The following is a 12,175-nucleotide window of genomic DNA, read 5'->3' on the forward strand; positions in this document are numbered from 1 at the left end:
TGGCCTCAGGCCCGGTCTGCCGCCTCCGCCAGATTGCTGCGCACCTGAAGCAGGACCCGCACCGCGGCTGCGGTTTCCTCCGGGGTCATGCCGCGGCTGATTTCCGCGCGCACTTGCAAAAGCGCCTCGTCAATCTTGGCCAGCACACTCTGCGCCGCTTCGCCCAGAACGATGATCTTGGCGCGTCTGTCCTGCGGATCGGCCTCCCGGCAGATCAGGCCCGCCTGTTCCAGCCGGTCGAGGTGCCCCACCAGCGTCATCGGCTCGATGCCGAGGATCGCCGCCAGCACGCTCTGGCGCTGATCCGGCAATTGCCGCACCATGTTAAGCGTCCGGGCCTCTGCCGCCGTCAGACCGCAGTCCACGCCGCTCAGCGCCGCCTCAAAGCGCTGACGGATCAGCCGGCCGACGTCGGCGACAAGAAAACCAAGGGTCGGATCAGCCACGCAAGGCACCACGCAGATTTCATAAGACAGACATATAGTAAGGCTAACTTACAATTAGAATGGCAGCTGATTTGCGTCAAGATGCGCTGCCGCGTTGCACAAATGGCCGCCGCAGACTATACAGGGCGCGAATTTCCGCCCGTGAGCACCAGCGGGCGTCAGCCACAATTTGAAGACAAGCGCTGCGGGCACCCTGCCCGCAGTGTCTTTTGGAGCCCTTAATGAAGCTGCGCAATATCGCCATCATCGCCCACGTCGACCATGGCAAGACAACCCTAATCGACGTCCTTCTGAAGAAGTCGGGCTCCTTCCGCGAGAACCAGCGCACGGAAGAGCGCATGATGGACTCCAACGACCTGGAGCGTGAGCGCGGCATCACCATTCTGGCGAAGGTGACTTCGCTGGTGTGGGGCGACACCCGCATCAACATCGTGGACACCCCGGGCCACGCCGACTTCGGCGGTGAAGTCGAGCGCATCCTGCACATGGTGGACGGTGTGGTTCTGCTGGTGGACGCCGCCGAAGGCCCGATGCCGCAGACCAAGTTCGTGCTCGGCAAGGCCCTGAAGCTCGGCCTCAAGCCGATCGTCGCCATCAACAAGATCGACAAGCCGGAGCAGCGCGCCGAAGAAGTGCTGGACGAGGTGTTCGACCTCTTCGCCGCCCTCGACGCCAACGAAGAGCAGCTCGACTTCCCTGTCGTCTATGGCTCTGCCAAGCAGGAATGGATGGCCAATGACCCGACCGGTCCGGCTGAATCCATGGGCCCGCTGTTCGATCTGATCATCAGCCACGTTCCGGCACCGACGGCAGAGGAAGGCTCCTTCCGCATGCTGGCGACCACCATCGAGAGCAACCCGTTCCTGGGCCGCATCCTGACGGGCCGCATCGTTGCCGGTGAAGCCATTCCGAACATGCCCATCAAGGCCCTGTCGCGTGAAGGCAAGGTTGTTGAAAGCGGCCGCATCTCCAAGGTGCTTGCGTTCCGTGGCCTTGAGCGTCAGCCCATCGAGAAGGGCGAGGCCGGTGACATCGTCTCCATCGCAGGCCTGCAGGAAGCAACCGTCGCCGACACGCTCTGCTCGATGGACGTGAACACCCCGATCATGGCTCAGCCGATCGATCCGCCGACGCTGTCCATGACCTTCTTCGTCAACGACAGCCCGCTGGCCGGCACCGAAGGCGACAAGGTGCAGTCGCGCGTCATCCGCAAGCGTCTGATGGACGAGGCGGAAGGCAACGTTGCGCTGAAGATCGAGGACACTCCAGAAGGCGATGCCTTCATCGTGTCCGGCCGTGGTGAACTTCAGCTCGCCATCCTGATCGAAAACATGCGCCGCGAAGGCTTCGAGATCTGCGTCGGCCGTCCGCGCGTGGTCTTCCAGTTCGACGAGAAGGGCAACCGCCTGGAGCCGATCGAGGAAGTCACCATCGACGTGGATGAAGAGCATTCCGGCGTCGTGGTGCAGAAGCTGTCCGAGCGCAAGGCCGAGCTGCGCGAAATGCGCCCCTCCGGCGGCGGCCGCACCCGTCTGCAGTTCCTCGCCCCCACCCGTGGACTCATCGGCTACCAGGGCGAGCTTCTGTCCGACACCCGCGGCACGGCGATCTTCAACCGCGTGTTCCACGAATACGCCCCCTACAAGGGCGACATTCCGACCCGTCACACCGGCGTGCTGATCTCCAACGGCGATGGTGAGGCCGTGGCCTATGCCATGTTCAACCTGGAAGACCGTGGCCCGATGATGATCGATCCGGGCGTCAAGGTGTATCAGGGCATGATCATCGGCGAGCACACCCGTGGCAACGACCTGGAAGTGAACGTGCTGAAGGGCAAGCAGCTGACCAACATCCGCGCCGCCGGCAAGGATGAAGCCGTCAAGCTGACCACCCCGATCCGCCTGTCCCTCGAAGCGGCGCTGTCCTACATCGCTGATGACGAGCTGGTGGAAGTGACGCCGAAGAACATCCGCCTGCGCAAGGCCCTGCTGGACCCGAACGACCGCAAGCGCGCCGAACGCGCTGCATCCAAGGGCAGCTGAGCCTTTCAGCCATTCAAAATAGCAAAGGGCAGCCCTAACCGGCTGCCCTTTTCGTTTTCATGGCCGGTGGGCGATTATCGCATCACCGGTTATAGACAGCCGTGATCTTTGCCGATGCAATCGCGTTGGCGCGGATCATGAAGCCGGCCAGTGCGTTGCTGGCGTTTTCCGGCAGATCAAGCCGTTCCACCGGCAGGGCATGAACGGTGAAGATGTAGCGGTGCACTTCGCCGGGAGGCGGGCAGGCGCCGCCAAATCCCGCCGCGCCATAGTCATTGGCAAGCTCGGTGGTACCCGCTGGCATCTTGCCGGCGCCACTTGCGCCAGCCTCAAGCGAGGTGACGGAGGCGGGAATGTTCACCGCAGTCCAGTGCCACCAGCCCGATCCGGTCGGTGCGTCCGGATCATAGGCGGTGATGGCAAAGCTCTGCGTGCCAGCCGGCGCACCAGTCCAGGACAGCTGCGGGGAGGTGTTGCCGCCTTCGCAGCCGAACCCGGCAAAGACATGTGCGGGCGCCAGTTGCGCGCCTTCGGCAATCGACGTGCTCGTAAGCTTGAAATCCTGCGCGCTGGCGGCCGTCACCATGGCGGCGGCCAGCATCAGGCCGGAAAGAGAAAGCTTGGCAAACATGATCCGGTGTCCTTTCTTGACGGTTGATCATGTGCGCAGGAGTAGCCCCGCAAAGCCCTGCCAGCTTCCGGCTCACGCTCAAAAACTATCGAAAAACGATCAATCCTCGCGCTGCCGGATCTGTCTAGGCTTGATTCCGAATCTTTTCCGAAAGGCATCGGAAAAATGCGAGGGCGTCTGGAAGCCGCAGTCGAGCGCGATGCGCGATACCGGAAGGTCCGTTCCCTGCAACAGGGAGAGACCTCTCTCCAGCCGCGTGTGCAGCAGCAGCTGCGCGAAGCCGGGCCCGGACCTTGCCAGCCAGCGCCGGAACGTTGCCTCGCTCATGGCGAAATGCCGGGCTATCTCGGGAAGGCGCCAAGGGTAACTGATATCGCTCTCGATCAGGCGGCGCACCTTGCTCCAGGGCTGCTCCTCATCCCCTGCCGGAAGCTTGACACCATTGTGGCGCAGCCAGAGCAGCGGTTCCAGAAGCCTGTGCGCGCGCAGCGGTTCCGGCAACCCCTCTCGGGAGAGCGTATCCTTGATCAGAACAAGCATGTCCGAGGGATGGTGAGGAACCGCCCGCAGCACCTGAATGCCGGGCGCAGCATTGCGCGCCGGATGCTCCCCGAAAACCGTGTCCACTAGATTGCAGGCGATGCTGACGCCCTCGGCCCGGTAGTCCGCATCCGCAACCGGCCGGTTCTCCATGTTGACCACGGAACCTGCCGGAAAAATCATCACGTCTCCCGCCTCGCCGGTCAGCTCGCCGTTCCGGGGGCAGATGACCCGTTTCGAGCCGGCCTGAATGAAGAAGAGGAACGTCAGCCTGAAATACAGGCCGGTGAAGGTCGCTCGTGTCGCCTGCGTGACGGGAAAGACCGACAGCCCGGCTTCGTCAATACCCGGCAGAGCTTGGGTCTGCTGCGGCACCGGCGCGATGTCCCCTATCACAGGTCGTCGTCATCCGTGCCGAGGGCTTCGGCAAGCAGTGGATCGTCGATGCTTTCCTCTTCCTCGTTGACGCGCACATCGACGACGCGGGCGCCGGGGAATTCGGCCAGAAGCGCGGCGACGGTCGGATGCGAGCGGGCATCGGAGAGAAGCTGGGCCTGCGTTGCCTCGCGCTCCTCATGGATCGTCGGGCGGCCCTGCTCGCGGCTGACGGAAACGATCCAGCGCATGCCGGTCCATTCGGTCAGCTTGCGGCCGAACTCACCGGCCAGATCCGCACCAGCGTCCTTCGTCGGCTGGATTTCGATCCGCCCCGGCTCGAACTTCACCAGCCGCATCTGCCGCTCGATGGAGACCTTCAGCGGAATGTCACGCCGCTCGGAGGCAAGTGCCGCGCAATCGGCCAGCGAGCGCAGCTGAACAGCAGGTGCCTGCTGCACGGCGGCTGGCTGGGGAGACGGTTGAGCAACTGACTGGGCTGCGCCACCGGCGATGGCCGAAAGGCGCGGGCCGTTGCCGCTCATCGTGGGGCCGGCATAGCCGCCCTGCCCTGCAGGCCCACTCTGGCCGCCCGGCTGCCCCATCTGGCCACCGGCCTGCGGCTGCATGCCGCCATTTTGGCCACCACTTTGGCCAGAACCTTGCTGACCTGCTCCCTGCGGCGCGGCGCCTGCGGGCAGAGACGGAAAGCCGCCACTTTTCAGCAGCTTCAGCGCCTCTTCCGGATCCGGCAAGTCCGCCGCATAGGCAAGGCGCACCAGCACCATGTCGGCAGCTGCCAGCGGCTTGGGCGCCGCCTGCACTTCGGAAATGCCCTTCAGCAGGATCTGCCAGGCCCGCGACAGGGCGCGCATCGACAGCTTTTCGGCAAACTCCCGGCCGCGCAGGCGCTCGGTCTCGGTGACGGAAACTTCCTCACCCGCCTTGGGAACAATCTTCAGCCGGGTCACCAGATGGGTGAAATCGGCCAGATCCGTCAGCACGACGGCGGGGTCTGCGCCAATGGCATATTGCCCGGCCAGCTCTTCCATCGCCTCGGCAATGCGGCCGGACATGAGATGACCGAAGAGGTCGATCACCCGCGCCCGGTCGGCAAGGCCCAGCATCTGCCGCACCTGACCGGCATCGATGTGACCGCCGCCATGGGCAATCGCCTGATCCAGCAGCGACAGGCTGTCACGCGCCGAGCCTTCACCGGCACGGGCGATCAGCGTCAGCGCCTCGTCGGAAATGTCGATGGATTCGGCGTTGGAAATGCGCCGCAGCAGGCCAACGAGCTTGGGCTGCTCGATGCGGCGCAGGTCAAACCGCTGGCAGCGGGACAGCACCGTCACCGGAACCTTGCGGATTTCCGTGGTGGCGAAAATGAACTTCACATGCTCCGGCGGCTCTTCCAGCGTCTTCAGCAGGCCATTGAAGGCCGCGTTGGAGAGCATGTGCACTTCGTCGATGATGTAGACCTTGTAGCGCGCCGAAGCGGGGCGGTAGCGCGCTGCGTCCGTGATCTCGCGGATATCGTTGATGCCGGTGTGCGAGGCGGCGTCCATCTCGATCACATCGACATGGCGGCCTTCCATGATGGCGCGGCAATGGGTGCCCTCGCGGGTGAGCTGCACCGTCGGACGCTCCACCTCGCCGGGAACTTCGTAGTTGAGACCGCGTGCCAGAATACGGGCGGTGGTCGTCTTGCCGACACCGCGCACGCCGGTCAGCATCCAGGCCTGCGCAATGCGCCCGGTGGCAAAGGCGTTTTCCAGCGTCTGGACCATCGGCTCCTGACCGACGAGATCGTCAAAGGTCTGGGGGCGGTACTTGCGCGCCAGCACCCGGTAGGCACCGGACTGCTTCCCTTCGCCAGCAGGCGCAGGTGCGGGAGCAGAAGGGGCAGGTTCAGCCGGAGCATCGCCGAACATGGAGATCGTCAGGTCATCCCGCTCATGCTCAGCTGCGTGCTCGGGGCCGTTGCCTCCGGGGCTGTCACCGTCCATGCCGCTCATCCAGCCCGCCTGTCCCCGTCTTGAATTCATGAAGCCGGCGCCTTCACGAAAGACAGCCGGAAGCCCCGCCGCGCCTGAGGCACGCGACGCGACGCCGTGGTGCATCTGCGCGGGGGAAAAGGGTGGGAGGCTGGCACGGCGACCCGTGCCGGAACTCGTTGGGGCTGCTTCCTTCCGGACCTGACCCGGTTGGCGAGTGGCTCGTCCACCACCAACCTCCCGAGCCCCTTATATCAGAAGCACACGCCCCTTTGGCAAGGCCTCATATGCCAAAGGGGCAAACTTCGTGTCCGGAAAGAAATATATCCTTTCTAGACAATGAGTTACAGGGATGAAACAGCTCAGCTTCCGGCCAGCGCCCTGTCGATCACGGCAATGGCCGCCTCCACACCACCGCTTTCATGCGGGATGCCGAGGCGCCGCAGCCCCAGTTCCATGGCGGAAAGCGTGCCCAGCACCATCGCCGCATTCACATGGCCCATGTGGCCGATGCGGATGCCCTTGCCGGCGAGATCACCAATGGCGATGCCGATGGTGATGCCGCAGACATCCTTGACAAAGCTGCGCAGCGGCGCCGGATCGACGCCGTTGAAGCAGATGACCGACACGCTGTCCGAACGCTCTTCAGGCTTGAGAATGTTCATCTCCAGAACGCCCTTGCGGCCCCAGACCTCGACAGCAGCACGCACCGCTTCGGCGAGGATCGCATGGCGGCGCCAGACGCCTTCCAGCGTTTCTTCCTCGATCAGCTCCAGCGCCTTCTGAAAGGCGAAGAGCAGATGCTCCGGCGGCGTGCCGCAGTATTTCATGTAATGTTCCGGACCATCGCGGAAGGTCCAGTCCATATAGGAATTACGCAGCCCGGCGGTCTTGTGGGCGGCCAGCGCCTTCTGGCCAGCCACCACAAAGGCAAGGCCCGGAGGCGACATCAGCCCCTTCTGCGAACCGGCCATGGCGACATCCACGCCCCAGGCCTCCATTTCGAACGGCACGCAGCCGAGCGAGGCCATGCAGTCCACCATCAGCAAGGCCCCATGACCGCTGGCATCCATGGCACGGCGCAGAGCCGGAATGTCGTTGAGCACGCCGGAGGCCGTGTCCACCTGCACCACCAGAACGGCCTTGATTGCGCCTTCCGTGTCAGCCCGCAGCCGCGCTTCGAGCGCCGCCGGATCGACCGCCTTGCGCCAATGGCCGGGCAGGATTTCAACCTCGATGCCGATCAGCTCTGCCGCCTCACCCCAGCCGATGGCAAAGCGGCCCGATTCGAGCACCAGCACCTTGTCACCGCGCGACAGGGTGTTGGACAGCGCCGCATCCCAGGTGCCGTGGCCGTTGGCGATGTAGATATAGGGCTTGCCGGTGGTGCTGCGGAACACGCGGGAGATGCCCTTCAGGCAGTCATCCGTCGTCTGCAGCAGCGGGCCTTCATAGATATCGACAGCCGGGCGGTGCATGGCCCTCAGAACTTCGTCCGGCACGTTTGTCGGACCCGGGATCATGAGGAATTCCTTGCCATAACGCAGCGTCATTTTTATTTGCCTTGAAGAAATTATCCGGAAGGTGAGACAGGCAGAATAACTTTCCGCCCGGCGAACTCAAGCTGCATGTCATCCGTCCGGCGAGAGACTGCTAAAATCATACAGATCTGCCGGGTGCGAAGTTTCTGGGGATTACGCTGCGGGAAATCAAGCTCACCTGCGACGGTTTGCGGCAGACGTGGCAAAAGTTAAAAAAAGCTTAAAATAAACACCCTTGCCCGCAGTGCCCCGCGCATTACGGCGCTGTGGTGACCCCATCCCGGCAGGCCCATCACCCATGATTGCCGTAAAGGAACGTTCTGCACCGCTGATCCTCTGCATTGGCCATTCCGGCCTGCGGATTCCACCGGCTATCGACAAGCGTCTTTCGGCAACGGGACGGCTGCAGGCCGATGCCTCCTGGCACATGGATCAGCTGGTGGATTTTGACGAAGACATTCAGGCGACGGTGGTCTCGACCCCCATTTCCCGGCTTGTCGTGGATGTGGATGGCGACCCGGCCAGCTTTGGCCGCCCGTTCGAGGATGGCGCCCTGTCCATCTGCCCGGTGCTGACACTGGAGGGCAAGCGCGTCTATCTGCCTGACGAAGATCCGGGCCGCTTCGAGATGGACGAGCGGCGGCGGCTCTATCATGCCCCGTTCCACGATGCGCTCAGCGCCCAGATCCGGCGGCTGCGCGCCATCCATGGCCGCATCACGGTGATCAGCCTGCAATCCATGCGCAGCCGCATCAAGGGGCGTTATCCGGGCGATCTGCCCTTGGTCAACATCGGCACGCTGCACGGCCGCAGCTGCCACGAGGATGTGGCCAGCCTCAGCATGACCATGCTGCATGACTTCACCGACAAGACATTTTCGGAAAATGATGCGGTGGGTGGCGGCTATATCGCCCAGACCTATGGCAACCCCTCGGGCGGCGTGCATGTGCTGACGCTGGCGCTGGCGCTCAGGTCCTACATCCGCCACGAAAACCCGCCCTTCGAGATGGACAGGGAACGCTGCCGCCAGACCCGCCTTGCCCTGCGCAATTTCTGCCAGAAGCTGATCGAATGGGCCAATGGCAAGCGCAAGGCCCCCGCCCGCGTGCTGCTGGACCATCTGCCCGACCTTCTGGAGGACTGAAAGCCCGCCCGGCCGGTCCGTGAACGGAAAAAGCTTCCGGCCGGAGCAGTCCGGGTTCCGGTGGTGGGGACCAGAACACAGGGCCGTCCGGCCGGAATGAGGCAAGCGGCACAGGCAATGCCGCTATACGCCGGCCGTTCTCAGAAGAATGCCTGAAGACCGGTCTGGGCGCGGCCCAGGATGAGGGCATGCACATCATGCGTGCCTTCATAGGTATTGACGGTTTCCAGGTTCTGCGCGTGACGCATCACGTGATATTCTTCCTGAATGCCGTTGCCGCCGTGCATGTCGCGGGCCTGACGGGCGATATCCAGCGCCTTGCCGCAGTTGTTGCGCTTGATGATGGAGATCATCTCCGGCGCCACCTTGCCCTCGTCAAACAGACGCCCGACCCGCAGCGAGCCCAGCAGGCCGAGGGAGATTTCCGTCTGCATGTCGGCGAGCTTCTTCTGGAACAGCTGCGTCTGGGCCAGCGGACGGCCGAACTGCTTGCGGTCGAGGCCATACTGACGGGCGCGGTGCCAGCAGTCTTCCGCAGCCCCCATCGCACCCCAGGAAATGCCGTAGCGGGCCCGGTTGAGGCAGCCGAACGGCCCCTTGAGGCCGGAGACATTCGGCAGCAGTGCGTCTTCGGAGACTTCCACCCCGTCCATGACGATTTCGCCAGTGATGGACGCGCGCAGGGACAGCTTGCCGCCGATCTTCGGCGCGGACAGCCCCTTCATGCCCTTCTCCAGCACAAAGCCGCGGATGGCCCCGTCATGGGCTTCGGACTTGACCCAGACCACAAACACATCGGCGATCGGCGAGTTGGAGATCCACATCTTGGAGCCCTTGAGCCGGTAGCCGCCGTCGATCTTTTCGGCGCGGGTGCGCATGCCGGCCGGATCAGACCCTGCATCCGGCTCGGTCAGGCCGAAGCAACCGACGAACTCACCGGACGCGAGCTTGGGCAGATACTTCTTGCGCTGCTCTTCCGAGCCATAGGCATAGATCGGGTACATCACCAGCGAGGACTGCACCGAGTTCATCGAGCGGTAGCCGCTGTCGACGCGCTCGATCTCGCGGGCAACGAGACCGTAGGAAACGTAGGATGCACCGGCGCAGCCATATTCTTCCGGCAGGGTGACGCCGAGCAGGCCGAGTTCGCCCATCTCGTTGAAGATCTCGCGGTCCGTCTTCTCATGGGCATAGGCTTCCAGCACGCGCGGCTGCAGCTTGTCCTGCGCATAGGCGCGGGCGGTTTCCATGATGAGGATCTCGTCCTCGCTCAGCTGTTCGCGCAACAGAAAGGGATCGTCCCAGGCAAAGGTGCCGCCACCGGTGGGATCGGACTTGAGAGCCGCCATCACATTCCTCCGTCTCATGTATCAGTCATCAGCATCCCGCCCGAAGCCGGGGTAAACGCCGGAATTGCGCGGACTATGCCTGCTGACAGAAGACACGGGAAGAGATAAGTTCTCCGCAAGTCATGAGCCAGTGGAATGAACCTGATGGTCAAACGCGCCTTTCTGCCGCCCGCCGATGCTCTCATCGCCTTCGAATGCGCCGCCCGGCATGAGAGCTTCACCCGCGCGGCGGAAGAGCTGCATCTGACGCAGGGCGCGATTTCCAAGCAGATCCGCCATCTGGAGCAGCGGCTGGGCGTGCCGCTGTTTGCGCGCATCCGCCAGCGTGTGGTGCTGACCGATGCTGGGCGGCTTTACCTGCATGAAGTCCGGGGCGCACTGGACCAGCTGGGCGATGCCACACGGCAGGTCATGTCCTTTGCCGGCAGCGCCGATGTGCTCAATCTGGCGGTTCTGCCCACCTTCGGGGCCCGCTGGCTTGCCCCGCGCCTGGCCGAATTCCTGCGGCGCACGCCAAAGGCGGCGCTCAATTTCTCCATCCGGCTGCGGCCTTTCGACTTTACGGAAGAGCCCTTCGACGGCGCGATCCACCACGGCGATCCGATCTGGGCGGGGGCCATTGTCGAGCCGCTGTTTCCCGAAGAATCCGTGGTCGTGGCCTCGCGCGCCTTTCGCGACCGGCACATGATCAGCGAGCCGCGTGACCTGCTGAAGGTGCCGCGCCTCCAGCTCTCCACGCGGCCCATGGCCTGGCGCGACTGGTTCGCCGCCATGGGGGTGGAGACGGACAGCGCCTATCAGGGCCCACGCTTCGAGCAGTTCGGCATGATCGCGGAAGCCGCCGCCCATCATCTGGGCGTGGCGCTGATGCCCCGGCTTTTCATCGACGAGGAACTGGCGAGCGGCCGTCTGGTGCGCCTGTTCGGCCAGCCGCTGGACCAGAAGACCGCCTATCACTTCGTCTATCCGCAGGACCGGACCTTGCGCCCGGTCGTCGCCGCCTTCCGCACCTGGCTGCATGAGGAGGCCCGGATCTCCCGCACCAGCCGCGAAAGCCAGCTGCCGGGCTGACCCTCAGCCCGGCTTGCCTGCAGGCGTACCCTCAGGACGGGAAACCGGACGCCGCTGGGCCAGCTGCCCGGCATGCTGGCCAACGAGAACGCTGCCCAGCACCAGAACCATCCCTGCGATCTGCACCGCGCTGAGGGTCTGATCCAGAATGGCCCAGCCGAGGATTACCGCCATCAATGGGCTGAGCAGGCCCAGCGGCGCGATTGCCGAAGGGCCAAGCAGCCCAATGCCCCGGAACCACAGAAGATAGGTCAGGCCTGCGCCAATGAAGGTCATGTAGGCAAAGCCCGCAATGTTCCAGCCCGTCAGCGGCGGCAATGCAGGTTCCGTCAGGAGCGCTGCAGGAGCAAGCAGCAGGGCACCGGCGGCCAGCTGCCAGGCGGTCAGGGTGAGCGGGCTCACCTCCGGCTTCCAGTAGCGGGTCATCACCGTGCCCAGCGCCATGGAGACCGCGGCGGCGCCTGCCGCCAGAAGGCCGATGGGGTCGAGCGCCGCCGCAGGCTTCAGCATCAGCATGCCGACGCCGATAACCCCGGCAACACCCGCCAGCACGGCCAGCCATGTCAGCCGCCCGTTGAGCAGAAAACGCGCCAGCACCAGCACGATGAGCGGCTGCATAGCCCCCAGCGTTGCCGCCACACCGCCTGGCAAGCGGTAGGCCCCCACATTCATCAGCGCCCAGAAGATGGAGAAGTTGAGCGCCCCCAGCACCAGCACCCGGAAGATCCAGCGCCCGCGCGGCAGCTGCCGGACGATCAGCAGCAGAAGAAGAGCCGCGGGCAGCGCCCTGAGCAGCGCCAGCGTCAGGGGCCGGTCCAGCGGCAGCATCTCGGTGATGACGATATAGCTGCTGCCCCAGATGGCCGGGGCAAGCGCGGTGAGGAGCAGCGTCATGTGGGCGTTCAGGCGTGAGTTCAGGCGGGAAATCATGTCAGGTCCAGTGCAGAGCGGCCCGGCCCGGGATGGCCGCCGCTGGAGATCAGTGGTAATTCACCCGGCAGAAGATGATAATATGCAAGTTGAACCATTCATCCGTAAC

Annotated in this window: 10 protein-coding genes and 1 other RNA gene; 3 read left to right on the forward strand and 8 right to left on the reverse strand. The window is 64.1% G+C overall.

The genetic code is table 11. The annotated features are described in order from the left end of the window. Window positions 1-5: 5 nt before the first annotated feature. Window positions 6-446: a MarR family winged helix-turn-helix transcriptional regulator gene (locus ACVNHC_RS20820; protein WP_457169207.1), complete on the reverse strand. Its 441-nt coding sequence runs from the start codon at window positions 444-446 to the stop codon at window positions 6-8. Window positions 447-667: 221 nt separating this feature from the next. Here ACVNHC_RS20820 and typA point away from each other — a divergent pair, with 221 nt between their 5' ends. Next, on the forward strand, window positions 668-2,488 hold the full coding sequence (gene typA / locus ACVNHC_RS20825; RefSeq protein ID WP_123195339.1) for a translational GTPase TypA: 1,821 nt from the start codon (window positions 668-670) through the stop codon (window positions 2,486-2,488). Window positions 2,489-2,570: 82 nt separating this feature from the next. Here the strand turns inward: typA and ACVNHC_RS20830 are convergent, their stop codons facing one another. The 5 genes from ACVNHC_RS20830 to ACVNHC_RS20850 all read right to left on the reverse strand — a co-directional run bounded on the left by ACVNHC_RS20830 (window position 2,571) and on the right by ACVNHC_RS20850 (window position 7,584). Beyond that, entirely contained in the window at window positions 2,571-3,119 is a 549-nt protein-coding gene (locus ACVNHC_RS20830; protein WP_457169210.1) for a YbhB/YbcL family Raf kinase inhibitor-like protein, read from the reverse strand. 99 nt (window positions 3,120-3,218) lie between these two features. Further along, window positions 3,219-4,034, reverse strand: a complete 816-nt coding sequence (locus ACVNHC_RS20835; protein WP_457169212.1) for a helix-turn-helix transcriptional regulator — start codon at window positions 4,032-4,034, stop codon at window positions 3,219-3,221. Between the two features lie 17 nt (window positions 4,035-4,051). Further along, window positions 4,052-5,968: a DNA polymerase III subunit gamma/tau gene (locus tag ACVNHC_RS20840; RefSeq protein WP_457169292.1), complete on the reverse strand. Its 1,917-nt coding sequence runs from the start codon at window positions 5,966-5,968 to the stop codon at window positions 4,052-4,054. Window positions 5,969-6,174: 206 nt separating this feature from the next. After that, window positions 6,175-6,272: signal recognition particle sRNA small type (ffs, locus tag ACVNHC_RS20845), an RNA gene on the reverse strand. A 121-nt stretch (window positions 6,273-6,393) separates the two neighbouring features. Continuing rightward, window positions 6,394-7,584: a pyridoxal-phosphate-dependent aminotransferase family protein gene (locus tag ACVNHC_RS20850; RefSeq protein ID WP_457169214.1), complete on the reverse strand. Its 1,191-nt coding sequence runs from the start codon at window positions 7,582-7,584 to the stop codon at window positions 6,394-6,396. A 286-nt stretch (window positions 7,585-7,870) separates the two neighbouring features. Here ACVNHC_RS20850 and ACVNHC_RS20855 point away from each other — a divergent pair, with 286 nt between their 5' ends. Further along, entirely contained in the window at window positions 7,871-8,716 is an 846-nt protein-coding gene (locus tag ACVNHC_RS20855) for an N-formylglutamate amidohydrolase (protein WP_457169216.1), read from the forward strand. 140 nt (window positions 8,717-8,856) lie between these two features. Here the strand turns inward: ACVNHC_RS20855 and ACVNHC_RS20860 are convergent, their stop codons facing one another. Further along, a complete protein-coding gene (locus ACVNHC_RS20860) occupies window positions 8,857-10,065 on the reverse strand; it encodes an acyl-CoA dehydrogenase (protein ID WP_457169218.1) in 1,209 nt (402 codons plus the stop codon). 135 nt (window positions 10,066-10,200) lie between these two features. Between ACVNHC_RS20860 and ACVNHC_RS20865 the strand changes: the two genes are divergently transcribed. Then, on the forward strand, window positions 10,201-11,136 hold the full coding sequence (locus tag ACVNHC_RS20865) for a LysR substrate-binding domain-containing protein (protein WP_457169220.1): 936 nt from the start codon (window positions 10,201-10,203) through the stop codon (window positions 11,134-11,136). Window positions 11,137-11,139: 3 nt separating this feature from the next. On the opposite strand, the gene ACVNHC_RS20870 is transcribed toward ACVNHC_RS20865, so the two are convergent. After that, window positions 11,140-12,066, reverse strand: coding sequence for a DMT family transporter (locus ACVNHC_RS20870; RefSeq protein ID WP_457169222.1), 927 nt, complete (start codon window positions 12,064-12,066; stop codon window positions 11,140-11,142). Window positions 12,067-12,175: the final 109 nt, after the last annotated feature.

It is taken from the genome of Pannonibacter sp. Q-1, from assembly GCF_054073275.1.

Coding starts and splice junctions, on each gene's coding strand:
- typA (WP_123195339.1), top strand. CDS start 668: ATGAAGCTGCGCAATATCGCCATCATCGCCCACGTCGACCATGGCAAG.
- ACVNHC_RS20830 (WP_457169210.1), bottom strand. CDS start 3,119: ATGTTTGCCAAGCTTTCTCTTTCCGGCCTGATGCTGGCCGCCGCCATG.
- ACVNHC_RS20840 (WP_457169292.1), bottom strand. CDS start 5,968: ATGTTCGGCGATGCTCCGGCTGAACCTGCCCCTTCTGCTCCCGCACCT.
- ACVNHC_RS20850 (WP_457169214.1), bottom strand. CDS start 7,584: ATGACGCTGCGTTATGGCAAGGAATTCCTCATGATCCCGGGTCCGACA.
- ACVNHC_RS20855 (WP_457169216.1), top strand. CDS start 7,871: ATGATTGCCGTAAAGGAACGTTCTGCACCGCTGATCCTCTGCATTGGC.
- ACVNHC_RS20860 (WP_457169218.1), bottom strand. CDS start 10,065: ATGGCGGCTCTCAAGTCCGATCCCACCGGTGGCGGCACCTTTGCCTGG.
- ACVNHC_RS20865 (WP_457169220.1), top strand. CDS start 10,201: ATGAACCTGATGGTCAAACGCGCCTTTCTGCCGCCCGCCGATGCTCTC.
- ACVNHC_RS20870 (WP_457169222.1), bottom strand. CDS start 12,066: ATGATTTCCCGCCTGAACTCACGCCTGAACGCCCACATGACGCTGCTC.